The organism is Providencia sp. PROV261 (assembly GCF_028477945.1).
Classification (GTDB): Bacteria; Pseudomonadota; Gammaproteobacteria; order Enterobacterales; family Enterobacteriaceae; genus Providencia; species Providencia stuartii.
The window spans coordinates 46,314-71,142 of record NZ_JAMPMC010000014.1 but is presented as its reverse complement, the minus strand read 5'-3'; the positions used below and the strand labels follow the sequence as shown (position 1 = coordinate 71,142).

Below are 24,829 nucleotides of genomic sequence, written 5' to 3'. Positions count from 1 at the left end.
AAACGCCTCCAAAGGAATTCTTTTTTGTTCAATTTCATTACCAATCTATATGAGGCTCAATATTTCATTTTCAAGGGAGTTTTTACTCCGAGGCTCAATTTTTTTGCTTTACACAATTATTCGACTGATAACGAGTGATGCTTTAAAGATGGGGTCGTAAATTCATTCATCAAGGGGATGACTTAAAAAAATTTCATATTTTTTGCAAAAAAACCTGTCTTTCGATCATTGTTTCAGCAAAAAAAACTGCGTATGATTCGCCGCCAACCTAAACAAGCTGGCAAAAAATTTTATATCTTTTTGAATTTTAATCATTTTTCACCAGAGGTTATATGCAATCCAGCTCTATTGCTAATCCGGGTCCACTTGGTTTATTGGGCTTTGGTATGACTACAATTCTGCTCAATCTCCATAATGCAGGTTTTTTCCCTCTCTCATCAGTGATTTTGAGCATGGGGATTTTTTATGGTGGTATTGCTCAGGTGATAGCCGGACTTATTGAATATAAGAAAGGAAATACGTTTGGCGCAACAGCCTTTAGCTCATACGGGATGTTTTGGTTAACGTTAGTTGGCCTATTATTTTTGCCCACGCTGGGCTTAGCAGAGCCAACCGGACCTGCATTTTTAGGGGTTTACTTACTGATTTGGGGAATCTTCACCTTCTTTATGTTCCTTGGAACATTAAAAGCCAATTTTGTTTTGCAATTTGTTTTTGGCAGCTTAACCATACTGTTTGCATTGTTAGCCATCGGTAATTTAACAGGCAATAGCACTATTTTAACGATCGCAGGCTTTGAAGGGATTGTTTGTGGCGCAAGTGCATTCTACTTAGCAATGGCTGAAGTGTTGAATGAGCAATATGGCAAAACTGTTTTACCAATAGGGCAGCGCTGTTAATCGTCGTCGTAAGCAAGTCAGGTGAGTGAACCTCACCTGACTTAATAATCATGATTTAAGAGCGGATCGCCGACTTTGGCCTAAATGCCTTCACAACACTCGGATCCGTTTCGACATAAGGCCCATCGAGCAGTTGAATACAGTAAGGCACACTAGCAAAAATCCCAGAGACGATGACATTCCCTTCCGCATCCTTTAACCCTTCCAGTGTTTCTGCAATGGCTTTAGGTTGACCCGGTAAGTTGAGGATTAATGCTTGATTGCGTATCGCCCCCACTTGGCGAGAAAGAATGGCCGTTGGCACAAATTTTAAACTAATTTGACGCATTTGTTCACCAAAACCAGGCATCTCGCGATCGGCAATCGCTAATGTTGCATCTGGCGTGACATCACGACGTGCGGGGCCTGTACCACCAGTTGTCAGTACTAAATGGCAGGCAAACTCATCCACTAGCTCACATAATGTTTGTTCTATCATGATTTGCTCATCAGGGATCAGGCGAGTTTCAATACGAAAAGGTGTTGTCAGCGCTTTCGCAAGCCATGCTTCTAAGGATGGGAGCCCTTTATCTTCATAAATACCACTTGAAGCACGGTCAGAAACTGAAACCAAACCTATGCGCAATTCATCCATACAAACCTCAATAAATAACCAATAAAAAGTGCTCATTGCGGGCAGCACCCGCAAATCACGCGCATTAATACGTAGGTTATCATATCATGGGAAATATAAGGTTTCAGTGCTAAGTATCGCGATATTGCTTAGTGAAAATACATGAAGAAATGTAGGCCGTTCAGCATTAGCCGCGTCGTCAATGATTTCATTTAGTTAAATAATATTCAGGTTGCTTATCAGGGGCTCTTTTGTATTTGGTACTTACTGCTCCAAAATGCAAAAAACCCAGTGAAGACACTGGGTTCTCATAAAAAGTGAAGGCAGAAATTACAGTAGCTCTGCGATCATTTTTTCCAGTTTTTCTTGGTCAATAGCAAATTTGCGGATACCTTCAGCCAGTTTATCTACTGCCATCGGATCTTGGTTATGCTGCCAATAGAACTGAGATTCAGTCAGTTTAGCTTCTGGCTCTTTTGTCTTACCAGAGTCAGTTAATTTACGAACAACTTCGCCTTGCGCTTCAGAGAGTTCTTTTAACAGTGCAGGTGAAATCGTTAGGCGATCACAACCCGCCAGTTCCAAAATCTCACCAACATTGCGGAAACTTGCGCCCATAACGACGGTTTTGTAACCATGGGTTTTGTAGTAGTTATAGATCTCAGTCACAGAAATAACACCTGGATCTTCTTGCGGTGCATACTCTTTTTTATCGGTATTCGCTTTGTACCAGTCAAGAATACGACCAACGAATGGTGAAATCAGATAAACACCTGCTTCCGCACATGCACGAGCTTGTGCAAAAGAGAAAAGTAGGGTTAAGTTACAGTTGATGCCTTCTTTTTCTAATTTCTCAGCTGCACGGATGCCTTGCCAAGTTGAAGCCAATTTAATCAGAATACGGTCATTGCTGATACCCGCTTCGTTGTACAGCTTAATCAGACGACGCGCTTTAGCGATACACGCTTCTTCATCATAAGACAGACGTGCGTCAACTTCCGTTGAAACACGGCCTGGAACCAGTTTTAGAATTTCCAAACCGATGTTGACTGCCAATTTGTCACAAGCATCAACAACCTGCTGTTCACGATGACTGCTTTGTTTACGGGCCCACTCGACCGCTTCGTCAATCAGTTTACGATATTCAGGAATTTGTGCTGCATTTAGAATCAAAGATGGGTTAGTTGTCGCATCTTGTGGTTTATAAAGCTTCATCGCTTCAATATCGCCAGTATCAGCAACAACGGTGGTCAGACTACGTAAGGAGGTTAATTTATCGGTCATTTCTTTAATCTCGTTGTTATAAAGGAATTGAGGCAAACGCCGCACCGTACAATGATAATATCACGCATCCAAGTTGCTGCAAGCGACTAAAACTATTCTATAGCAACTAATTGATATGCAATCGTTTTCGCAATTTAAATTAAAACTGAATCCTTTTAGCTTCGAATAAGCATAATCACAGTACGACAAAATAGAAAAATTGTTTTTACTTATCTCACCGATTAGCTATTTAATGGCAATTTTTGTTAAAGTGGTCGTCGTCATTTTATTATAGGGATCTTGCTATGCTCATCACAATCTCACCAGCCAAAACATTAGATTATGAAAGCCCGCTCGCAACACACTCTTTCACACAGCCTGAATTACTGAATGAGTCACAGCAACTGATTGAGGTTTGCCGCAAACTATCTCCAGCAGACATCTCAAGCTTAATGAAAATTAGCGATAAACTGGCTGGCCTCAATGCTGCACGTTTTGGTGAGTGGCATGCGGATTTCACGCCTGAAAATGCACGCCAAGCTATTCTTGCATTTAAAGGGGATGTGTATACAGGTATGCAAGCTGAAACATTTTCTGCACAGGACTTTGAGTTTGCCCAGCAGCATTTGCGTATCTTATCAGGGCTATATGGCTTATTACGCCCTCTCGATTTAATGCAGCCTTACCGCCTTGAAATGGGAACGCGCCTAAAAAACCCTCGAGGCAAAGATTTGTATGAATTTTGGGGCAATATCATCACCGACAAGCTCAACAAAGCGCTTGCGGATCAAGGCGATCATGTATTAGTCAACCTTGCCTCAGATGAATATTTTAAAGCCGTTAATAGCCAAAAATTAGATGGTGTCATCATAAAACCGGTCTTCCTTGACGAAAAAAATGGCAAATATAAAGTGATCAGTTTCTATGCTAAAAAAGCACGTGGTTTGATGAGCCGCTTTATTATTCAAAATAAGCTAACCAAAACAGATCAATTGGCTGATTTTAACCTTGAAGGTTACCAATTCGATGAGAGCCAATCCAAAGGAAATGAGCTGGTCTTTACCCGTCCTGAACAACATTAATCCCTTAAATAAGGTGGTCGCTAGTGTGATCACCTAACTCACGACTCGGCAATATTGTCTCTTTTTTATCCTCCATCACATATTTACTAAAAATTTGTATTTTGGTTAAAAATTAGCATTGATTCACCATAGCGAAAATGACATTTGTGTCAGTATCGTTTAGGTCTCTGCCAACTATTTGGAGGTGAAGTATGCCTTATATTGCAAATACTGATCGTTACACGGATATGGAATATCGCCTATGTGGTCGCAGCGGGTTAAGGCTCCCACTAATCTCTTTAGGTCTTTGGCACAATTTTGGTGACAACAAATCCCCGGATAACTGCCGAGCCATGTTAAGGTATGCTTTTGACCATGGGATCACCCACTTTGATCTCGCCAATAATTATGGTCCTCCGCCGGGCGCAGCAGAAAACCTATTTGGACGAATACTCCAACAAGATTTTTTACCTTACCGAGATGAAATGATCATTTCATCAAAAGCTGGCTTTACCATGTGGGATGGCCCTTATGGTGATTGGGGCAGTAAAAAATATTTAATTGCCAGCCTTAATCAAAGCCTAAAACGCATGGGTCTAGATTATGTTGATATTTTTTATCACCATCGCCCAGATCCTGATACTCCTCTTGAAGAAACAATGGGCGCCCTTGATCTGATCGTACGCCAAGGTAAAGCTCTGTATGTTGGGATCTCTAACTATCCTGCCGAGCTTGCAAAAGAAGCGATTGAGATCCTTAACCAATTAGGTACGCCTTGCCTAATCCATCAACCTAGATATTCCATGTTAGTCCGTGATCCAGAAGATGAATTACTTGATGTGCTTGAAGATGAAGGCGTCGGCTCCATAGCTTATTCGCCGCTTGCAGGTGGCATACTTACCGACCGTTACTTAAACGGTATTCCTGCCGATTCAAGGGCGGCAAGCAACCCTTCTCTTCCCCCAGAAAGGCTAACCTCCGCGGTACTCGCTCGGGTGAAAAAACTGAATGAACTTGCTTTGCAAAGAGGCCAAAAATTGAGCCAAATGTCCCTAGCCTGGGTATTACGCCATGATAGGCTCACCTCTGTGCTCATTGGTGCAAGTCGAGTTAGCCAAATTGATGACGCTCTCGGTATGATGGCAAACCGCGAATTTACACCTGAAGAGCTAAAAACCATTGAACTTATCTTAGAAGACGCCATTTAGCGCTTATCCGCTGCTCCTTTGTATTCCGAGTATGAAGTGGCAGCGCCATACCAACTTCCCCCCTCAACACAAAAACAGTGATTAACTGTCTCGTGGCTTCTTTTTTGCTGATCGCAGGTCAATAAATTAATTTAATATTATTTAAAGGAATATATTAAGTTAATTCACCGTTTAAATAAATAATCTCTTATAAATCAGGATATTTTAAATACAACACATTCTAAAAGCCTACTTTTATTGATAAATAAAAATGAACAAATAAACTGAAATAGCAGTTTGTTTAATTCATTTAACCAAGAGAATATTATATGAAAATAAAACATATCCTTATCGCTTCTCTGTTTACCCCTGCATTATCTTTCGCTTCTCTTCCTCAATATCAACTCCTTGATATGCTAATGGATCCGACCTCAGTATCGGGCCAATACTTTGGCAATGGTGGTAACGGTGGTCATGGCGGAAACGGGGGTAACGGCGGCAATGGTGGTAACGGTGGCAATGGCGGCAACGGTGGTAATGGTCGGTAATTAACTCGTAATCTTATATGATTATTCCCCCCTTCTAAATGGAGGGGGGTCGGAGGAAACTATGCAACGAAAATGGCTTCTCACTATCAGCACGCTATTTTTCTTAACTCCCGCAATATCAAGCCATTCACTCAGTTACAACAATCCACTACACAGCACAACGCCACCACATGCGATTTCGAGTGAGCACAATATCTTTTATGTGAATCATGGTGGAAATGGAGGTAATGGTGCCAACGGCGGTAATGGGGGCAATGGACTCAATAATGGTAATGGAGGAGATGGGGGCCATGCACAGCCCGGCAGTAACGGTAATGGTGGTAATGGCGGTAATGGTACAGGAAATGGTCACGGCGGAAACGGGGGGAATGGGGGTCATGGTGGCAACGGTGGTAACGGCGGTCATGGTTCAGGAAGTGGCAATGGCGGCAACGGTGGAGATGCAGGCCCAGAAGGAGGAAAAGGGGGTAAAGGAGGTCTTGGTGGACCAAATGGTGGCAGAAACGGCCTAGATGGTGCAAGTTCAAATCGCTCTACGCACTAGTCCTCTACTATACCGACTTTCGTGATCTCATCGTGTCATCAATATTTGAATCAATGAACTATTATCATTACGATAAATAGAAACGGAAGCATATCGCTTCCGTTTCATGGATCCAGAAATCGCTATTTAGGTGCACGTTCCATTAAGAAAGCCCTTAGCTTCGCAAAATCCGACGGCAAAAAGTGTGATAGCAGAGGTAGCTCAGCACGCTCAGCTAAAGCTTCTGGTAGAGGAAGTTGTTTATTCAAAATCGCCTCTACACTCTCTTTAAACTTAGCAGGATGCGCCGTTCCTAAGAACAAACCATACTCACCATCTTGTAATTGATCGCGTAAAACACGATAAGCGACAGCTGCGTGCGGCTCAGATACATACCCTTTTTTATCTAACTCACGCACCGTTTCTTTAGTCACCTCATCGGTCACCGCTCCATAACCAAGCTCTTTCAGAGACCACCCTTTACGACGGAATAGCTCCTCAATACGCGGCCAGTTATTAGGTTGGCTCACATCCATCGCATTCGATAAAGTCGCAACGGTTTGATGTGGTTTCCACTCCCCACCTTCAAGGTAACGAGGAACCGTATCATTGACGTTAGTTGCAGCAATAAAGCGTTTAATCGGTAAGCCCAGCGATTTAGCAAGTAAGCCCGCAGTTAAATCACCAAAATTACCACTTGGAACAGAAATAACGAGTTGCTCACGCTTCTCAGCAGGGATTTGAGCAACCGCTTCAAAGTAGTAACAAATTTGTGCTAACAAACGGCTAATGTTGATTGAGTTCGCTGAGTTTAAATGCAATGCTTTTTTCAGCGCCTCATCATCAAAAGATTGTTTGACCAAGGCTTGGCAGGCATCAAAGTCATCTTTGATTGCAACCGTGTGAATGTTTTCACCTAGGGTACAAAAGAGCTTTTCTTGTAGTGGGCTGATCTTACCTTCTGGATAGAGAATAACCACTTGCACATTATTTAAACGGTAAAATGCGTGTGCAACCGCCGCACCTGTATCCCCAGAAGTTGCAGTTAAAATAGTCACAGGCTGGTCACCAGCAACTTGGGCAAGTGCTTGAGCCATAAAACGGCCACCAAAGTCTTTAAAGGCGAGTGTTGGACCATGGTATAGCTCTAGTGTCGCTACATCTTGCTCAACTTGAGTAACAGGAGCAGGGAATGCAAAAGCTTCTTTGACGCGAGCCGCCAGCTCAGCTTCAGGGATCTCATCACCAATAAATGCCGTTAAAATACGGCTACTACGAGTGACAAAATCCAGTTTTAGTAGCTCATCAATTTCAGCAGCGCTAAACTCTGGCAAATCTTGCGGGAAGAATAGACCTTGTTGTTTGCCCAATCCCTGTTTTACTGCCTGTGCGAAGCTCACTTGCTCGCTATTATCTTTCAAGTTATACAGTTTCATTGTTTACCCTATTGTCCTTGCCCCTGTGAGATCCAAACGGCAGATATGCACAAAGCCTTCATCATTTTGAACATAATGTTGTTGTAGATAATCGGCCATTTTTTCAGCGATTTGTTTATCATCACAAATGGCAAATAGTGTCGGCCCAGAACCAGAAATACCACATGCAAGTGCACCAATTTCATAAGCATTCTTACGCGCCTCGGCAAACCCAGGAAGTAGCTGTGTTCGATAAGGTTCAGCTACGACATCTTGGATCATAGTCGCGGCAAGCTTTGGTTGGCCTGTATGGCAAGCATGGATAAAGCCCGATAAATAACGCCCATGATTAACAATATCATGGCGCGGATAACTATTTGGCAAAATAGCTCGCGCTTCCGCGGTAGAAACCTTGATCCCCGGATACGCCATCACCCAATACCAATTCTCGAAAGCGGGAACAGGTTGAGAAATAATTCCGTTTTGCTCAATAATCAGTTGTAAGCCACCTAGGTAACAAGGAGCCACATTATCGTAATGTACACTGCCTGAAATACGCCCTTCTAGCTCCCCCATCATACTTAATAACGTGGTCTCATCAAAAGGCTGACCGGCAAACTCATTCAGTGCCATCAGTGCCGCAACAACAGAACATGCACTGGAGCCAAGCCCTGAACCAATAGGCATGTTTTTTTCGAGAGTCATCGCAACATTAAGCGGTTTACCAAAGCGTTCGCAAAACAGTTCCCAACATTGGTAAACAATATTATGTTCATTTTTTTTCGGTAATTTTGCGACAAAGCGGCCTTTATTCGTCAAAGAAAAGCTCTCAGCCGCTTCAACAGTGACACAATCCCCTAACAGCGTTCCATCTGCTGGCGATACCGCCGCGCCTAATACATCAAACCCGACACTAACATTACCAATTGAAGCGGGCGCATAAACTTTAATCACTTATTAGACTCCCAATTTCCATGATAGAGTACGCAACATATCTGCAAATACGCCGGCTGCGGTAACATCATTACCTGCTCCATAGCCCCTGAGTACTAAAGGAATTGGCTGGTAATAGCGCGTATAGAAAGCCAATGCGTTTTCGCCATTTTTGACCTTGAAGAGCGGATCATTGCCATCAACCGCAACGATTTTCACTTGGCAGCGTCCTTCTTCTATCAATCCGACATAGCGTAACACTTTTTCTTCTGCTTCTGCTGCTTTTATACGCTCTGCAAACGGCTGATCAAGTTGCGGTAAGCGAGCCATAAATTCAGTCACATCGCCACTGCTATCAAACTCCGCAGGTAATACGGGTTCGATTTCAATATCTTCTAGCTCTAATTCATAACCGGCTTCACGCGCGAGGATCAACAGCTTACGTGCGACATCCATGCCTGACAAATCATCGCGAGGATCTGGCTCGGTAAACCCTTTCTCTTTAGCTAGAGCCGTCGCTTCAGATAAAGACATCCCTTCGTCGAGTTTGCCAAAAATAAAGGAGAGTGATCCAGAAAGAATACCGCTAAAGTGAACTAGCTCATCACCCGCATTCAGGAGATTCTGTAAGTTTTCAATCACAGGCAACCCCGCACCAACGTTAGTGTCATAAAGGAACTTACGTTTTGATACTTCACACGCGGAGCGTAATTGGCGGTAATACTCCATTGATAAGGTGTTAGCTTTTTTGTTAGGTGTCACAACGTTAAAGCCGTCTTTTAAGAAACTGACATACTGCTGGGCAATTTCTTGGTTAGAAGTACAATCGATGATCACTGGATTGAGAAAGTGATATTCACGCTCCAATCTGATCAAGCGGCTCAGGCTAAACGGCTCGGTCGCTTGCGCCAACTCTTCTTTCCAATTATCAAGAGAGATGCCTTGCATATTCGTCAACATTGCTCGTGAGTTGGCGATCCCACAAACGCGTAAATCGATATGCTTTTGTTTCAGCCATTGCTGTTGACGATGGATTTGCTCAATCAGTGCGTTTCCTACCCCACCCACACCGATAATGAAGGCTTCAATGACTTGCTCAGCATTGAATAGCATTTGATGGCATAAACGAACCGCCGTGGTTGCTGCTTCATTGGCAATGACTGCCGAAATTGAACGTTCAGACGAACCTTGGGCAATCGCCACGATATTGATATTACCGCGTGTTAATGCCGAGAAGAAACGCGCTGAAATCCCTTTTAGAGTACGCATGCCGTCGCCAACGACCGAAATAATGGCTAACTGCTCCATGACATCAAGAGGGTCTAAGACGCCATCTTTTAATTCTAAATAGAATTCTTCTTCCAAGGCAGCACGTGCACGTACTAATTCCCCTTGAGGCACACAGAAGCTAATGCTGTATTCCGATGATGACTGCGTAATAAGTACAACCGAGATCCCCTTACGTGACATCACAGAGAAGATACGTGCGGCCATACCAACCATTCCTTTCATGCCGGGGCCTGAAACGTTGATCATCGCCATGTTATTCAGGTTGGTGATCCCTTTAACAGGGGTGCTGTCATCTGTTTGTCCATCCCCGATCAATGTACCCGGAGCACTGAGGTTAGTGGTGTTTTTGATAAGGCAAGGAATTTGGAATTGTGCGATTGGTGCTATGGTACGCGGGTGCAGTACTTTTGCACCAAAGTAGGATAACTCCATCGCCTCTTGATAGGACATCCCTTTTAATAGGCGTGCATCAGGCACTAAACGTGGGTCACAAGTATATACCCCATCCACATCGGTCCAAATTTCGCAGCATTCAGCACGTAAACAAGCCGCTAATACTGCCGCGGAATAATCGGAGCCGTTACGCCCTAATACGACCAATTCGCCTTTATCATTCCCCGCAGTAAAACCCGCCATTAATACAAAGTGGTCTTTAGGGATGTTTAATTCCTTAATACGTTTAGTTGACTCATTAATATCAACAGTGGACTCAAGATAATGACCGACGGCTAATAAATTTTCGACAGGATTAATCACCGTGACTTTGTGCCCGCGTGCTGTTAGCACAGACTCCATAATGGCAATAGAGAGTTTTTCACCACGGCAAATAATTGAGGCGTTAATGCTATCAGGGCATTGGCCTAGAAGAGTAATACCATGCAGTACTTGTTTGATCTGTGCGAATTCTTGTTCAGTGAGTTTTTTCAGTCTATCGTAATCAAAACCGGGTTGTTTTTCTTTTAATCCTTTTAATAAGTTCGCAAAAATCATTTCTGCATCATTCACATGCGTGATGACATCCTGACCTGCAACCGTTTTATCAATCATTGCGACCAAATGGTTAGTGATTTTTGCTGGTGCAGATAGCACCAACGCCACTTGCCCATCGGCCAATTTACTTTCAGCGATGTCAGCAACATTCAGTACTCGTTCGTCATTTGCAACCGAAGTACCGCCAAATTTAAGCACACGCATGGTATTTCTCTCCTGATTTAACACCAAAAAAAAGCCCACATCTGATTGGATGCGGGCTTTTTCGTTTTTTATTTTTTGGATGCGTCAGCCCGCCCCGTTTCCTGTGGTTACGGTGGTGGTAATAATAATCGTAGTCAGGCTGATGTTACGCATAGATTTCTGTCTGTCTCTTGATTCGTTACTTGCTCCCTATACGGTTAAAGCAATTGCCCAAAAATGTCAAATTTATTTGCAAAAAAAGCCCGTTATTCAAAGCGTGACCTATCAAAAATTATCCTATTTTCTCAACAAAATTTAATCACAAATGAATAGGCCTCACAATTTGCTAATTTAAAAAACCAAAAAATTAACAATTGTCAGATTAAAATATCCATAAACTTTTTTTTAGCGTTAGCTTGAATAGTTGGCCATTTTTCACCCAAACGCATCGTTTGAGTAAACAAAGAATAAAAAACTTTTACTCTTTATCTGATAGTTAAACAGCCATTGAATCGGTAAGATTTTCTTCCTAACAAATTTTGTTAACGTGCTACAATTGATTTTGATATGTATCAACAAAAGTTATTTTTTTAGGTGGTAAATGCAGTATTAGCTGTTATATTGCTGTTAACAGCCCAACGTTGGGAAGGTGCCTAAATTTTGATTCAATTTAGAATCTGATGACGATAGAGGCGACAAAATAACCTTGACTCGAAAACATATTTATAACCCATAGACGCGTCGTTCCAGTAAAATAAAATCAAAACCACCTAATTTGGAAGCGGCTTATGAGTTCACAATTTTATTTTAAAACTTTAGGTAGCAAATATGCAGACCCCACACATTTTAATTGTTGAAGATGAGATTGTCACACGCAATACGCTGAAAAGTATCTTTGAGGCTGAAGGCTATGTAGTTCACGAAGCCACTGATGGCGAAGAGATGCACAATGTTCTGTCCGAGCATGACATCAACCTCGTTATCATGGATATTAACCTACCCGGTAAAAACGGCCTTCTCCTTGCGCGTGAATTACGTGAGCAAGAAAGTATTGCACTGATGTTCCTAACAGGCCGTGATAATGAGGTGGATAAGATCCTTGGCCTAGAAATTGGTGCGGATGATTATATCACCAAGCCATTTAACCCTCGCGAGCTGACTATCCGTGCACGCAACCTGCTATCTCGTACTATGAATTTAGCTGGTGGCACTGAAGAGCGCCGTTTAGTCGAAAGCTATAAATTTAATGGTTGGGAACTCGACATCAACAGTCGCTCACTGATCAGCCCTGCTGGCGAACACTACAAATTACCTCGTAGCGAATTCCGCGCTATGCTACATTTTTGTGAGAACCCGGGCAAAATTCAAACTCGCGCCGATTTGTTGAAGAAAATGACAGGCCGTGAGCTTAAGCCTCATGATAGAACGGTCGACGTCACTATCCGTCGTATTCGTAAACATTTCGAATCAACGCCTGATACCCCAGAAATCATCGCAACAATCCACGGTGAGGGTTATCGCTTTTGTGGTGATCTCGACGAATAATCCCGCCATCGTTCGATAAAGACCGATGAATAAATAACCCCCAATAATTTCATTATTGGGGGTTATTTTATGCGGGAAGAGCACCTGTAGACCCACTTAAAGACTTACCATGGCATAATAGGTACAGCGCTTAGCGCATTCTTCGGTGAGCCATCAATCATCTTGTCTGAATAAGTCAAATAAACAAGCGCATTGCGTTTGGGATCATAAAAACGTACTACCTGCAACTTTTTGAATACTAATGAAGTCCGTTTTTGGAAAACAACGTGCGGTTTTTTCGGTGAACGTTTGATCCGTTCATTCAGTTCAATCGGACCAACTTGTTGGCAAGATATCGCCGCATCAGAAGTATCTTCTGCTAAACCAAGCCCACCTTTAATCCCTCCCGTCTTCGAACGGCTTAAGTAGCAGGTCACATTTTCAACATCGGGATCATCAAAAGCTTCAACAACAATTTTATGGTCAGGGCCAAATACTTTAAAAACGGTATCTACCGAGCCAATTTCTTCCGCAAACGTCGCAAAGGGTAATGCAGACAACAGTGATGCCAATACGATCTTTTTCAACTTGCAAAAATGCATACAAATTTCCTTTTCAACCAGAAGACTTAGCCTCTTTGTTATATACTTTTTAAACAATTCGAGTGACATTTCAGCCATTATTAACCATAAGGCAGCCTGAAATATGACAAGTATAAAAGAAGTTAATCATTTTCTTTACAACTAAATGGTAAATACAACTCTTTTACTATAAACGAAAAAGGTAACTTGATATAGAATAGGCGTTCCTTGATAACCTATATCTGTTTTTTAAGTCTTATTGACTAGGGATATACATGGATCAAACAAATATTATTCGTGACCTTCTTCGCTGGATCGATGATAACCTAGATAAACCTCTATCACTCGATAATGTTGCGGCAAAAGCTGGCTACTCCAAATGGCATTTACAACGGATGTTCAAAGAGGTGACTGACCAAGCAATTGGCGCCTATATTCGTGCTCGACGGCTATCTCGCGCTGCTGTAGCTTTACGACTGACCAGCCGTCCGATTCTTGATATCGCGTTACAATATCGCTTTGACTCACAGCAAACTTTTACCCGCGCGTTTAAGAAACAATTTAACATCACCCCTGCTTACTATCGTCGTAGCGATGAGTGGTGTGCCACGGGTATTTGTCCACCTATTATTTTAGATGAACATAAACATTTAGATTATGAGTTCGTCGAGATGCAGGAGCAGCCTTTAGTGGGGCTTGAGCAAAGCTGTTCTTATGCGCTAGAAGAGTGGTCAACCGCCTGTTCACAGATGCGCCAAACTTTCTGGCACTACTATTTAGAACATACAACCTCGATTGCCTCTGAGGTCTTCGGCTTACACCACGCGATTCATAACGCCGATAAAGAAGATGAGCAGACGGTGTTCTATACCACCGCAGTAAAACCTGAAGATGCAAGTTTTAACAATGCAGAATATAGCCATCTCACTATTCCCGCTGGAGAATATGTGAAGTTTAGCTTTAGCGGTGAAGCAACGCGCGCAGCAATGCAAGAGTTCTTATATCAGATTTATGGCGTCTATCTGCCTAAGCTCAATATCACGCGCCGACCTGGCTATGATATCGAACACTATAAACTCAAAAATGTTGAGTTACGTCATATAGACCATAAAAATGATGACCCGAAATCGCATGTTGCGGCCTTTGATTACTATGTGCCGATAAAACGTTAATAATTTGGAGTTTCAATGGCTCGTTATCTTTCCAAGCTGTGGCATCATGGACTGTCCTAGCTAGCCGAGTCACATATTATTTATGTTCCCGACTATCTCCGTTAGTCTCCTAGCTGCAACTCGAATAAGTTAGAATCTATCATTGTTGGAACTCCAAATTTACACGGTCTCAACTACGCTTGCTGTTCATCTAACGCAGGCTGAGTAAGGTGGGTAACCTCACCAGTACTTTCAACGATCCAACCATTTGCGAGCCAAGGGCTGTTTTGGTAATCCACGCGTGAAATTGAGCAATTACGTAAGCGCAAGCGGCGTTCTGAATAAGCAGGAACCCCTAAAATACGGCTAACTAGCGTACTCAATGCGATCCCGTGGCTGACTAAAAGTGGTCGACTCCCTTTTGGTAGATCGAGGCAACTGTTGAGAGCGGCATACATGCGCTGATACAGCTCTTCCATCGATTCACCGTTTGGAATACGCCCGCCTTCTGTGCCATCAATAAGGCTTTTACGCCACTGCTCTTCTTGCTCTGTCAGGCTTTCTATTTCGCGCTGTTCCAGAATCCCCATATTTAATTCACGAAGACGAGGTTCTATGATAATTTCACAACGGCAAACATCCGCAATTATTTGTGCAGTTTCGCGTGTGCGTCCCATATCACTAGTGATAATATGAGTAATGCCTTCTGATTTCATCCTTTCGGCAACTTGCCTTGCTTGCAGACGTCCAGTGGCCGTGAGTGGGCTATCAGATTGGCCCTGTATACGACGTGCCACGTTCCATTCGGTTTCACCGTGGCGAACAAGATAAACCTGTAACATAGATGTGTTCCGTTATTACTTTGCGAAATATGTGTTCAAAGGAAAATAATTAATGTACCAAGTTATAGCTGCAACGACTAATCCTGCCAAAATTAAAGCGATTCATCTTGCTTTCGATGCTGTTTTTGGGCCAGGCACTTATCAAGTAGAAGATATTAACGTTGATAGCAGCGTTCCACAGCAACCTATCGGTAATAATGAAACCCGCACAGGCGCAAGGCAACGTGTAATGGCATCAAGGCAAGTTCGCCCAGAGGCCGATTTTTGGGTCGGGATTGAAGCTGGCATTGATGAAGATATGACCTTTGCATGGATTGTTATTGAACATAAACAGATCCGTGGTGAATCACGTTCAGCGAGTATCATGATCCCAGAAAAAATCCTTGCGGGTATCCGTGAAGGGCGTGAGCTTGGTGACGAAATGGCAGATTTAACTGGCATCGATAACATCAAACAACAAGGCGGTGCCATCGGCTTTTTTACTAACGGGGTACTAACACGTACCAGTGTCTACCAACAAGCACTGATACTGGCGCTGGTTCCCATTAAGCATGAAATTTATAAAGAGCTAAACCAGATAGAAGATTAATTATAACGAAAAAATAACAATAGGGGCAGTCTTTGCCCCTATTTGTCTATATTAATGACACAAATCACACAATTAACACTGACAACTCATCATCTTGAGTCAGTATGGACTGATGCTCAACTCGGCTCCCTGTCATGGAGTAACGTGTATAGAGTGCTCTGTGTTCAATGAATATGCAGTGGCTATTTTAGCAATTGCGCTTCTAACCACTCTTTTACAGGCTGAGGTGCCGATTTTAAACTATTTGAGCCGCGTGTGATGGTAGCGATACCCACCCCAAGTTCATTTTTTAATTCCCTTTGGCTCATTTCACCACGCATCAACTCTTGCACAATTCTGACTCGAGTCGCAAGCGCCGTTCGTTCATCGGGTGTCAGCAACAATTGTAATATGGGATGTTGTAAGTCTTGCTCAAACGCAAGCTGTAGCAATTTAACAAAGCGTTGCCAATCATCGTTCTCATCGGTAGTGAGTGCTGGGTCATTCAGGTGATTTGCAGTCATGTTATCCAACCATACTATTTAACTAGTACAAATGATAACACACTATATGGCAAATCACCTGTAAAACCTACTAATACTTCATTAACCACTCGTTATCGGTCAATACAGGCCCATGTTGCCCCATAAAGTAACGGTAGAATACGTCATAAGAGAGCACATTTTTCACATAGCCTCGTGTTTCTGAAAAAGGAATACTCTCGACAAAGGCAACAGCATCAAGACGACCGCTACTATTACCTAACCAACGCGTGACCCTTGATGGCCCAGCGTTATAAGCCGCACTTGATAGGATACGGTTATTAGAGAACTGCTGATAAACATCATCTAAGTAAGCCGTACCGATTTCAATATTCTTAACTGGGTTCACCAATTGGCTGGTATTGACATAACCATCAATTCCTTGCTTCTGTACCGTATGCTTCGCCGTCGCTGGCATGAGCTGCATTAGCCCCGTCGCCCCAACAGGGGATTTGGCTTGTGGGTTCCATGCACTCTCTTGACGAGCAATCGCCATGGCATAACTTTTAGAAATCGTTTTACCTTTTGTGTAGTGTTCAAACTCTTTTTCCCACGCTAATGGGAAACGTTCTTCTAAATGATTCCACAACTTCGCTTGGATAGTTGCTTGCACACTTAAATCCGCCCAATTGTTATCAAACGCATAACGGGCAAGCTGCTCTTGCTGATTTGGTGGTAGTGAAGCGACTAAACTTACCCATTCGGTACGAGCAAGATTGTCCATTTCCCAATACATTAATTCACGTACACGCTGGATTTCCGCTAACTTATCTAGCTGTTGGCTATCCGGTTTTTCAGCCGTTTTTATATACAGAGGGTATTCCGTGTTTAATTTTTGTGCTGCCACCATTGGGTAGAAGCCTCTGCCCTCGATGAGTTTGCGTAGAATAGCTTCACCTTCTGCTTTTTTGCCTTCATTCATTAAGGTGATGGCCTGCCAATATTGCCACTCATCTTTATGCCGTGCATCAGCGGGAAGCTGTTTCAGCCATTTTGCCACTCCTGCTTTATCCCCAACACCAAGTGCTAAGCGAATACGGCGCTCTTTTAGGGCTGTTGAATCAGTTTCACTGATCACCTCATCGCGCCAGTTTTCTTGCTCAGGTGTGACCGCCCCCATATATTGCCAAGCAACACTATCTTTTAATTTTTGAGTTTCGGCAAAATTCATTTTTTGCGCGTTACTGATCCCCTTTAACGCGGCTCGAGCCTGATCTGGCGATTGGCGCGCATAACGGCTAAATGCAGCTATCGTGGCTTGACGTGAAAAATCGGTCGGTGTCATCGTCTTAGCAAAAGTGGTAACCGATGCTGGATCATTTTGCAGCTTCACTAATGCATCACCAATCGTCCTATAACTTGGTGGCAGACGCTTCGCTAAATAGGTAGCCATTGAGGTATTACCTGCATCAATGGCAAGGTGGATCCGTTCAAGGATCATTTCCGGTGTTAAATGGCCGGCTTTTTCCCACTCATTAAACAATTTATCGCAAGCGGCAGGCATTGAACGCCCATTAAGCCAAGATTTCTCCGCCCCTTGCCAAGCGAGCGTTTTATTGCCTGTAGCCCAATTAGCATAGAAATAGTTACATTTCGCCTCCGCAGGCATAGGCTCTTTAGGGCTGAATGCCAGCAAAGATTGCCACTCTTGGCGACGAGCAAGTTCATTCACAAAGCGATTTTTTAACGTTTTTGCGACTGGTAATGTCGGGTGAGCGTCAATAAATGCTTGTACTTGACTCGGCGAAATAATATCGAGGTCTTGCGTTAACTCTCGATATTCTAAATAAGGGTACAATGGATACGTTTGTAATGTCGGCAATAAACGTTCAACTTCATCCATTTGCTTGGCATCCCAAGCTTGTTTGATGGCTTGATAACGCTCTCGTTGAGCCTGTAAAGAGTCTGCCCATACCGTCGTCGATACCAACATCATGGCAATCGGCACTGCCATCAAGAATTTTTTCATACTGACTATTTCCCTATTCCCGCGCTGCTCTAAATTTTTCGCTTCTATAACTATACTCGAAATTATTCGAGTTGCATGTAGGTGTTCAGTGAAGTTTTCCCAAAAGCCCCCATCAACTCATCGGTTTGAGTCACTAAACACAACTTGTATTGATATGGCCTGAAATATAACGCGTATCAGGTGGATACAACTTTGTTAAACGATTTTTATCAATATAAAATCTTTAGGTTGAAAGCAACAGGAGTGTTCTTGAAATTAACGCCTTGATAGAGAGCAGCCTCTTTCTATACGTCAAAACACCTAGTAAAATAGTGGTTAATCCACCGAATAGACTACGCTGAATCACGTAAAATGATGGATTTGATAATCGTCGGCTTTATGGCACATCGTTGAATAACATGATGAGTTATCTATAAAAATGGTTGTTAAATAGATAAAAATCAGTGAGCCATGTTTATTAATAGGTATGAATGCTTAAATTACTCAATATTGATGTATTATTTTCAGTAAAAATAGACAAATCTTGATCTTTACTGTTAAATAATATCAGTGGATGTAAAAACTATTTAATTTTGTCAATATGATGAAGCTCATTTGGAATAATCTAAACTCCCTTTAAAATGAGATATGATATGGATTTCAAAAATTTATTTTTTTCTATTCTTGGGTGCGGATGGGCATATCTTTTAATATACACATTAACAGATATTCACTCTTCTCTTGTATCTCTGCCTTTCCTAATCATATTCTTCATTGTTTTTTATATACTCTCTACAAGGAATAAAAGGATGTTTGCGAAAAAAAGTAAAGATAAAGATAACGTTATCGAAGCGGCAAAAACGCATGAGTTAACGCCCGAAAAAGAAACGGTTGAAATTAAAGAAGAAAAAGTGCTTTCAACACCTTCAGCACGCAAGAGCACTTCTATTTCAAGTAGTTGCAACATTTCCGGTGACCTTGTTTTAGATGAAGACATCCAAATATTCGGTCATATAAAAGGGAGTGTTCGTAGCAATGACGGTATTGTCACGATCCAAAAAGAAGGGGTTGTTGAAGGCGAGATTTATGCTCAAACCATTTCAATCAACGGCATTATGAGAGGCTTATGTGTCTCTGAAAACTTGGATATTCTAGAAAATGGTCAGCTCGATGGGATCTGCCAAACTAAAAACCTAACCATTAAGAAAGGTGGGGTATTCACCGGAACCTCTGAAAGAACAGATAAAAAAATACAGGCCAGTGATGTACAAAGAGAGCTTAAACAGAAAAAACCTGATATCGTTAAGTTAGAATCAGCGCCTATTTCTAATCAATAAAATCTATTTATTTTCAGGCTTTAATGATATTAAAAATTAATTCTATAGTGGTCATCGCTCTGCTATAGAATTAATATCATCTAAAACATATTTAGATGTCGATTTATTATGCTAATAATTTACTAATAATCTATTTTAATCGCTATGTGATTTTTAATATTAATCGCTATTTAAATATTAATATCAAATAATAAGCTCTCAGTAATCTTCAAAACATAAAAACAGGAAAACCTATTTTATTGAACAGTCGCCGTTTGCTGCATCTTGCAAATGGTTAAGCGTCTGCTTTACACGCTGGTTCTTGGGCTTTGATAGGCATCTTTAGCTTATCGTCAAAATCATCTTCACAAAATTTAGGTAACTCGGAAGAAAAAGTAATAGAGGTAAAAAGTATTAACCCTAAATAATCTTTTTTATATCAGATTTATTAATGAAATATTAAATGGCATGTCACTCTACCATGATCCAATAAATACCTTCATCAAAGCCAAACAAAAAGAAATTTCCATTAAGCCTTAAACTAAATTCACCCTAACAAGACTAATCGATATGTTTATCTATAAAACAAAACAGCCCCCGTATTAAAAAATAGCCAACACCCCCCGTTCCCCCCTGTTAATGATTATTTTTTGTTTACAATGTAAAAGGTCATTTACCCCATGATGAAACATGCGCGTTTTTACTTAATTTTGATCCCGTCTTAAGTGGGGGTTAATTCACAAGAAAGTATCGGAAACACACGCAACTATTGACTTAGAGTGAGGAACAATTAGAGTGAAGCTCAGAAAAATTTTAAGATAGAAAGTAACGTTTACAGCAGCAAAAGTCGCCTAAGGTATAATCGCGTGATAAGACGGTCATATGTCTGCTAAAAACACTATCAAATATTGAACTTTCGTTTATAAAACAATAGGTAAAAAAAATTGGCTCAATATGTTTATTCTATGCTCCGAGTCGGAAAAATTGTTCCACCGAAGCGTCATATTTTGAAAAATATCTCTCTGAGCTTCTTTCCTGGGGCGAAGATTGGTGTTTTAGGTCTTAACGGTGCGGGTAAATCAACCTTATTACGCATCATGGCGGGTATCGATACGGAAATTGAGGGGGAAGCACGCCCTCAACCCGGTATCAAAATTGGCTATCTACCACAGGAGCCTAAGCTCAACCCTGAACACACTGTTCGTGAAGCGGTTGAAGAGGCAGTCTTTGAAGTTAAAAACGCATTAACGCGTTTAGATGAAGTTTATGCCGCTTATGCCGATCCTGATGCGGATTTCGATAAGTTAGCTAAAGAGCAAGGCGAGTTAGAAGCCATTATTGCTGCACAAGATGGTCATAACTTGGATAACCAGCTAGAGCGTGCTGCCGATGCACTGCGTTTGCCACCTTGGGATGCTAAAATCGAAAACCTATCCGGTGGTGAGCGTCGCCGTGTTGCTATCTGCCGTCTTCTGTTAGAAAAACCGGACATGCTGCTCCTTGATGAGCCAACTAACCACTTGGATGCGGAATCCGTTGCTTGGTTAGAACGTTTCTTACATGACTATGAAGGCACTGTTGTGGCGATCACCCACGACCGTTACTTCCTTGATAACGTTGCAGGTTGGATCCTCGAACTTGACCGTGGTGAAGGTATTCCATGGGAAGGTAACTACTCTTCTTGGCTGGAACAAAAAGATGAGCGTTTAGCGCAAGAGGCTTCAACGGAAGCGGCAAGACGTAAATCGATTGAGAAAGAGTTAGAGTGGATCCGCCAAAATCCAAAAGGCCGTCAGGCGAAAGGTAAAGCACGTCTGGCTCGCTTTGAAGAACTTAACAGCGTTGAATACCAAAAACGTAATGAGACCAGTGAATTATTTATTCCACCGGGTCCACGTTTGGGTGATAAGGTTATTGAAGTTGAAAACCTCAGCAAATCTTACGGTGACCGTGTTCTTATCGACAACCTAAGTTTCTCCATTCCAAAAGGAGCCATTGTCGGTATCATCGGCCCTAACGGCGCGGGTAAATCAACCCTATTCCGTATGATCTCAGACCAAGAGCAGCCAGATTCAGGCACCATCACCTTAGGTGATACGGTGAAGATTGCCTCTGTAGATCAGTTCCGTGACTCCATGGACGACAGCAAAACGGTTTGGGAAGAGATCTCGAACGGACAAGATATCATGCGTATTGGTAACTTTGAGATCCCAAGCCGCGCTTATGTGGGTCGCTTTAACTTTAAAGGCGTTGACCAAGGTAAACGTGTTGGCGAGTTGTCCGGTGGTGAGCGTGGACGTCTGCATTTAGCTAAGCTGCTACAAGTTGGCGGTAACGTACTGTTACTCGACGAACCCACGAACGACCTCGATGTTGAAACATTGCGTGCCTTAGAAAACGCCTTGTTAGAGTTCCCGGGCTGTGCAATGGTTATCTCGCATGACCGCTGGTTCCTTGACCGTATTGCAACTCATATTATTGATTATCAAGATGAAGGTAATATCACCTTCTTTGAAGGTAACTTCTCTGAGTATGAAGATTACAAAAAACGGACTATGGGTGCCGAAGCTCTACAACCTCATCGCATGAAATATAAGCGCATGAGCAAATAAGCCAAGCCTCCTACAAACACAAATACCTCATGATGAGGTATTTGTGTTATTCCAATCTCTCACTTTCAATAACCCATTATATTATTCGTCTAACATCAGCAATTGCTGTACTAACGAAATACAGGTGAGAAAACGGGTATCATAGTCAGGAGAATCAACATGAACAAATTCCACGTTGTTTTTCTTTAGCATTTCAATTAACAAAGATTGAAACTCTTGCCGGTCTTTTTCACTCCCCAAGCTACGTAAACCATCGGCTACCCATGGGGTATTATTTTCTAATAAGATCACCAGATCAAAACGATACTCATCAATCAAGGCCTGTACGAAAGGATGCTCTTTGCCCTCATAGCGCTTACAAAAAGCCTGAGTGGTAATAAAATCAGTATCAATAAAAGCGACCTTATTGGCGTATTTAACCGCGAAATCAATATATTGAGCATGGCCTAATGCAATTTTATCGTAGTCAGAATATTGCAATGCCATTTCATCACCACCAAGATGAGAAAACACATAATCACGCCCAAACTCCCACGCACTGGTGGTATTAAAAATATTGGCCAGTTTGTTGACGAGTGTCGATTTTCCACTTGATTCACCACCGAGTATTGCCACTTTACGTACAAAGAAGGGCTTCACTTCTGTCGGAATATAATCCCAATATCGGAAAGGGGCCTGACGAATTTGATTACCACTGATATTCATGAAGGTCCGTTCAGGATCGATTAAGATAGTTTCTATCCCTAAGTACTTTTTATAGCGCGGTGCATCATTGGCTTCACCCGAATAGATAAAACTTGGGTGAATATTGTGCTTTTTCAAAAAGCCCTTCATTCCCTCACTCCACACTTCCCAACCGTGTGGATAAGGTTCGATACCTTGCTCATCGAATGAATGAATATGAATATTTTTTTGATATTTGAATGTTTGTAATAACCAACGTAGACGGTCACTGACTGTCGGCTGTTGTGACATGGAGCTATTCACGAATAGGTCTTTATCACGCGGCTCATCATGGCAAAGAATGACATGTAACTCATCAACTTGACTACAAGCACGCTGGATCAAGTAGATATGACCTGTATGTAAGGGATAGAATTTCCCGAAAACGACCCCAATGCTTTTTTGTTTATTTGGGTATTCCAGCCCTAAAAAGCGATGAAGTGCCGCGATCTTTTGTGCGCTCGGGCTTTTAATTTTGTTGTTGATAAGCTGGCTGAGATACCCTTTGGTCATATCAGAGGCATCAGCAACTTGCTGTAATGTATAGCCAGCTTGCTTAATTGCATTCTTAAGATAGTCAAATTCAGCCATTTAGTTCCCTTATTTGCTCTCAATAATTCGAAATGTAGCGTTATCGAACGCCACGAAAGTGCGAAATATGACGAGACGATTAATCAAATTCATCCATTACGCTTAAAGCATCTGACAACTTTTTCACACCGTACACTTTCATATCGGGAGGTGATTTTTTGGGCATGTTCGCATGGGGAACAATCGCCCGTTTAAAGCCATGTTTTGCCGCTTCTGAAATACGCTCTTGCCCACTCGGCACAGGGCGAATTTCACCAGCTAAGCCAACTTCACCAAATACCACAAGGTCTCGTGGTAAAGGACGATCCCGAAAACTGGAGACTAAAGAAAGCAATAACGCCAAGTCCGCACTCGTTTCAGTGACCTTAACGCCGCCAACCACATTCACAAAAACGTCTTGGTCTGACATTTGTAAGCCACCATGGCGATGCAAAACAGCCAATAAAATCGCAAGACGGTTTTGCTCAAGCCCTACCGCAACTCGACGAGGATTTGACATCATTGAATGGTCGACCAATGCCTGTATCTCCACCAGCAGTGGGCGTGTGCCTTCCCATACCACCATGACGGAACTACCCGATGTGATTTCATCACCACGACTTAAGAAAATAGCCGAAGGATTATTTACCTCTTTCAAACCCTGTTCCGTCATCGCAAACACACCTAGCTCATTAACCGCACCAAAACGGTTTTTATGGCTACGCAAAGTACGAAAACGGTTATCGGCATCCCCATCCAACATAATCGAACAGTCGATACAGTGCTCTAGCACCTTAGGACCAGCTAAAGAGCCATCTTTCGTCACATGACCGACCATAATGATAGCGACACCGCGCGTCTTGGCGAAACGCGTCAAGTAAGCGGCGGTTTCACGCACCTGAGCCACACTGCCGGGGGAAGATTGGATATCAGCCATATGCATGACTTGGATTGAGTCGATCACCATTAATTTAGGTTGCTCTTGCTCTGCCGTTAAACAAATTTGCTCAATGCTGGTTTCAGATAGCATATTTAGCGAATCCGTCGGCAAACCAAGGCGATGTGCACGCATAGCAACCTGTTGCAGCGACTCTTCCCCTGTGACATACAGTGTTTTCATTTCGCGTGAAAGTAAGCACATGGTCTGTAGTAGCAATGTACTTTTCCCAGCCCCTGGGTTCCCGCCAATCAAAATCGCGCTCCCCGGTACGACGCCACCACCAAGTACGCGGTCAAACTCCTTAAATCCTGTGGTAAAACGCGGCAGCTCTTCAAGGCTAATTTCTGATAGCTTTTGCACACGGCTTACGCCAGCAGCATTTCCGGCATACCCCGTTAAGCGATCATGACGTGGCGATGATTGACTTGAGGCGAGGCGCACTTCTGTAATGGTATTCCATGCATGACAGGCACTGCATTGCCCTTGCCAGCGCGGATAATCCGCACCGCACTCATTACAGACAAACGCTCTTTTTGCACCTTTCGCCACAATATTGCTCCTATTAACCCTTTTTTAACTAACTGCCTTTAATTCAAAGTATATGCTA

General features: G+C 42.5%; 22 protein-coding genes and 1 other annotated feature. Of the genes, 10 read left to right on the top strand and 12 right to left on the bottom strand.

What is annotated here, in order from left to right; all coding sequences use genetic code 11:
* Positions 1-332 precede the first annotated feature (332 nt).
* On the top strand, positions 333-899 hold the full coding sequence (gene satP / locus PR675_RS09960) for an acetate uptake transporter (RefSeq protein WP_060560957.1): 567 nt from the start codon (positions 333-335) through the stop codon (positions 897-899).
* 55 nt (positions 900-954) lie between these two features.
* Here satP and mog read toward each other — a convergent pair whose 3' ends face one another.
* Together mog and tal are read right to left on the bottom strand one after the other, a co-directional pair.
* Entirely contained in the window at positions 955-1,533 is a 579-nt protein-coding gene (mog, locus tag PR675_RS09955; RefSeq protein ID WP_004926746.1) for a molybdopterin adenylyltransferase, read from the bottom strand.
* Positions 1,534-1,842: 309 nt separating this feature from the next.
* Positions 1,843-2,796 carry a transaldolase gene (gene tal, locus PR675_RS09950; RefSeq protein ID WP_014656817.1) on the bottom strand — a complete coding sequence of 318 codons (954 nt, stop codon included), beginning with the start codon at positions 2,794-2,796 and terminating at the stop codon, positions 1,843-1,845.
* Between the two features lie 284 nt (positions 2,797-3,080).
* Here tal and yaaA point away from each other — a divergent pair, with 284 nt between their 5' ends.
* The 4 genes from yaaA to PR675_RS09930 all read left to right on the top strand — a co-directional run bounded on the left by yaaA (position 3,081) and on the right by PR675_RS09930 (position 6,115).
* Positions 3,081-3,857: a peroxide stress protein YaaA gene (gene yaaA, locus PR675_RS09945; RefSeq protein WP_004926740.1), complete on the top strand. Its 777-nt coding sequence runs from the start codon at positions 3,081-3,083 to the stop codon at positions 3,855-3,857.
* A 191-nt stretch (positions 3,858-4,048) separates the two neighbouring features.
* Positions 4,049-5,044 carry an aldo/keto reductase gene (locus PR675_RS09940; protein ID WP_272582736.1) on the top strand — a complete coding sequence of 332 codons (996 nt, stop codon included), beginning with the start codon at positions 4,049-4,051 and terminating at the stop codon, positions 5,042-5,044.
* A 308-nt stretch (positions 5,045-5,352) separates the two neighbouring features.
* A complete protein-coding gene (locus PR675_RS09935; RefSeq protein ID WP_004926727.1) occupies positions 5,353-5,571 on the top strand; it encodes a hypothetical protein in 219 nt (72 codons plus the stop codon).
* A gap of 61 nt (positions 5,572-5,632) precedes the next feature.
* Positions 5,633-6,115 carry a hypothetical protein gene (locus PR675_RS09930; protein WP_272582735.1) on the top strand — a complete coding sequence of 161 codons (483 nt, stop codon included), beginning with the start codon at positions 5,633-5,635 and terminating at the stop codon, positions 6,113-6,115.
* 122 nt (positions 6,116-6,237) lie between these two features.
* Here PR675_RS09930 and thrC read toward each other — a convergent pair whose 3' ends face one another.
* The 4 genes from thrC to thrL all read right to left on the bottom strand — a co-directional run bounded on the left by thrC (position 6,238) and on the right by thrL (position 11,079).
* On the bottom strand, positions 6,238-7,530 hold the full coding sequence (thrC, locus tag PR675_RS09925) for a threonine synthase (protein WP_004926722.1): 1,293 nt from the start codon (positions 7,528-7,530) through the stop codon (positions 6,238-6,240).
* Positions 7,531-7,533: 3 nt separating this feature from the next.
* On the bottom strand, positions 7,534-8,463 hold the full coding sequence (thrB, locus tag PR675_RS09920) for a homoserine kinase (protein ID WP_004926720.1): 930 nt from the start codon (positions 8,461-8,463) through the stop codon (positions 7,534-7,536).
* A 3-nt stretch (positions 8,464-8,466) separates the two neighbouring features.
* Positions 8,467-10,926, bottom strand: a complete 2,460-nt coding sequence (gene thrA, locus PR675_RS09915; protein WP_014656818.1) for a bifunctional aspartate kinase/homoserine dehydrogenase I — start codon at positions 10,924-10,926, stop codon at positions 8,467-8,469.
* A gap of 24 nt (positions 10,927-10,950) precedes the next feature.
* Positions 10,951-11,072: a sequence feature (Thr leader region), on the bottom strand.
* Positions 11,011-11,079 carry a thr operon leader peptide gene (thrL, locus tag PR675_RS21000; protein ID WP_071599685.1) on the bottom strand — a complete coding sequence of 23 codons (69 nt, stop codon included), beginning with the start codon at positions 11,077-11,079 and terminating at the stop codon, positions 11,011-11,013. (Overlaps the previous feature by 62 nt.)
* 654 nt (positions 11,080-11,733) lie before the next feature.
* Between thrL and arcA the strand changes: the two genes are divergently transcribed.
* A complete protein-coding gene (gene arcA, locus PR675_RS09910) occupies positions 11,734-12,450 on the top strand; it encodes a two-component system response regulator ArcA (RefSeq protein ID WP_004926714.1) in 717 nt (238 codons plus the stop codon).
* Between the two features lie 104 nt (positions 12,451-12,554).
* On the opposite strand, the gene creA is transcribed toward arcA, so the two are convergent.
* Positions 12,555-13,031, bottom strand: coding sequence for a protein CreA (creA, locus tag PR675_RS09905; protein ID WP_014656819.1), 477 nt, complete (start codon positions 13,029-13,031; stop codon positions 12,555-12,557).
* A 254-nt stretch (positions 13,032-13,285) separates the two neighbouring features.
* On the opposite strand from creA, the gene robA reads away from it, so the two are divergent.
* Positions 13,286-14,182 (top strand): MDR efflux pump AcrAB transcriptional activator RobA, encoded by an 897-nt coding sequence (robA, locus tag PR675_RS09900; protein ID WP_004926707.1) that lies wholly within the window; start codon positions 13,286-13,288, stop codon positions 14,180-14,182.
* 173 nt (positions 14,183-14,355) lie between these two features.
* Here the strand turns inward: robA and gpmB are convergent, their stop codons facing one another.
* On the bottom strand, positions 14,356-15,003 hold the full coding sequence (gene gpmB / locus PR675_RS09895) for a 2,3-diphosphoglycerate-dependent phosphoglycerate mutase GpmB (RefSeq protein ID WP_060560955.1): 648 nt from the start codon (positions 15,001-15,003) through the stop codon (positions 14,356-14,358).
* A gap of 52 nt (positions 15,004-15,055) precedes the next feature.
* Between gpmB and yjjX the strand changes: the two genes are divergently transcribed.
* Positions 15,056-15,592 carry an inosine/xanthosine triphosphatase gene (gene yjjX, locus PR675_RS09890; protein WP_004926699.1) on the top strand — a complete coding sequence of 179 codons (537 nt, stop codon included), beginning with the start codon at positions 15,056-15,058 and terminating at the stop codon, positions 15,590-15,592.
* A gap of 182 nt (positions 15,593-15,774) precedes the next feature.
* On the opposite strand, the gene trpR is transcribed toward yjjX, so the two are convergent.
* A complete protein-coding gene (gene trpR, locus PR675_RS09885) occupies positions 15,775-16,095 on the bottom strand; it encodes a trp operon repressor (protein WP_004926695.1) in 321 nt (106 codons plus the stop codon).
* Positions 16,096-16,165: 70 nt separating this feature from the next.
* Positions 16,166-18,082, bottom strand: a complete 1,917-nt coding sequence (gene sltY / locus PR675_RS09880) for a murein transglycosylase (protein ID WP_060560954.1) — start codon at positions 18,080-18,082, stop codon at positions 16,166-16,168.
* A 788-nt stretch (positions 18,083-18,870) separates the two neighbouring features.
* On the opposite strand from sltY, the gene PR675_RS09875 reads away from it, so the two are divergent.
* Both PR675_RS09875 and ettA read left to right on the top strand, forming a co-directional pair.
* Positions 18,871-19,398, top strand: coding sequence for a bactofilin family protein (locus tag PR675_RS09875; RefSeq protein WP_014656822.1), 528 nt, complete (start codon positions 18,871-18,873; stop codon positions 19,396-19,398).
* 923 nt (positions 19,399-20,321) lie between these two features.
* The gene (ettA, locus tag PR675_RS09870; RefSeq protein ID WP_060560953.1) at positions 20,322-21,989 is read left to right on the top strand and encodes an energy-dependent translational throttle protein EttA; all 1,668 of its coding nucleotides are present in this window, start codon (positions 20,322-20,324) and stop codon (positions 21,987-21,989) included.
* Between the two features lie 81 nt (positions 21,990-22,070).
* On the opposite strand, the gene nadR is transcribed toward ettA, so the two are convergent.
* Positions 22,071-23,303: a multifunctional transcriptional regulator/nicotinamide-nucleotide adenylyltransferase/ribosylnicotinamide kinase NadR gene (nadR, locus tag PR675_RS09865; RefSeq protein ID WP_004926682.1), complete on the bottom strand. Its 1,233-nt coding sequence runs from the start codon at positions 23,301-23,303 to the stop codon at positions 22,071-22,073.
* A 79-nt stretch (positions 23,304-23,382) separates the two neighbouring features.
* Complete coding sequence (gene radA, locus PR675_RS09860; protein ID WP_004926679.1) at positions 23,383-24,771, bottom strand: DNA repair protein RadA; 1,389 nt, start codon at positions 24,769-24,771, stop codon at positions 23,383-23,385.
* Between the last annotated feature and the right edge of the window lie 58 nt (positions 24,772-24,829).

What these genes read in the sequence shown, in the direction of transcription:
- satP (WP_060560957.1), top strand. Translation starts at nt 333, where the DNA reads ATGCAATCCAGCTCTATTGCTAATCCGGGTCCACTTGGTTTATTGGGC.
- mog (WP_004926746.1), bottom strand. Translation starts at nt 1,533, where the DNA reads ATGGATGAATTGCGCATAGGTTTGGTTTCAGTTTCTGACCGTGCTTCA.
- tal (WP_014656817.1), bottom strand. Translation starts at nt 2,796, where the DNA reads ATGACCGATAAATTAACCTCCTTACGTAGTCTGACCACCGTTGTTGCT.
- yaaA (WP_004926740.1), top strand. Translation starts at nt 3,081, where the DNA reads ATGCTCATCACAATCTCACCAGCCAAAACATTAGATTATGAAAGCCCG.
- PR675_RS09940 (WP_272582736.1), top strand. Translation starts at nt 4,049, where the DNA reads ATGCCTTATATTGCAAATACTGATCGTTACACGGATATGGAATATCGC.
- PR675_RS09935 (WP_004926727.1), top strand. Translation starts at nt 5,353, where the DNA reads ATGAAAATAAAACATATCCTTATCGCTTCTCTGTTTACCCCTGCATTA.
- PR675_RS09930 (WP_272582735.1), top strand. Translation starts at nt 5,633, where the DNA reads ATGCAACGAAAATGGCTTCTCACTATCAGCACGCTATTTTTCTTAACT.
- thrC (WP_004926722.1), bottom strand. Translation starts at nt 7,530, where the DNA reads ATGAAACTGTATAACTTGAAAGATAATAGCGAGCAAGTGAGCTTCGCA.
- thrA (WP_014656818.1), bottom strand. Translation starts at nt 10,926, where the DNA reads ATGCGTGTGCTTAAATTTGGCGGTACTTCGGTTGCAAATGACGAACGA.
- arcA (WP_004926714.1), top strand. Translation starts at nt 11,734, where the DNA reads ATGCAGACCCCACACATTTTAATTGTTGAAGATGAGATTGTCACACGC.
- creA (WP_014656819.1), bottom strand. Translation starts at nt 13,031, where the DNA reads ATGCATTTTTGCAAGTTGAAAAAGATCGTATTGGCATCACTGTTGTCT.
- robA (WP_004926707.1), top strand. Translation starts at nt 13,286, where the DNA reads ATGGATCAAACAAATATTATTCGTGACCTTCTTCGCTGGATCGATGAT.
- gpmB (WP_060560955.1), bottom strand. Translation starts at nt 15,003, where the DNA reads ATGTTACAGGTTTATCTTGTTCGCCACGGTGAAACCGAATGGAACGTG.
- yjjX (WP_004926699.1), top strand. Translation starts at nt 15,056, where the DNA reads ATGTACCAAGTTATAGCTGCAACGACTAATCCTGCCAAAATTAAAGCG.
- trpR (WP_004926695.1), bottom strand. Translation starts at nt 16,095, where the DNA reads ATGACTGCAAATCACCTGAATGACCCAGCACTCACTACCGATGAGAAC.
- sltY (WP_060560954.1), bottom strand. Translation starts at nt 18,082, where the DNA reads ATGAAAAAATTCTTGATGGCAGTGCCGATTGCCATGATGTTGGTATCG.
- PR675_RS09875 (WP_014656822.1), top strand. Translation starts at nt 18,871, where the DNA reads ATGTTTGCGAAAAAAAGTAAAGATAAAGATAACGTTATCGAAGCGGCA.
- nadR (WP_004926682.1), bottom strand. Translation starts at nt 23,303, where the DNA reads ATGGCTGAATTTGACTATCTTAAGAATGCAATTAAGCAAGCTGGCTAT.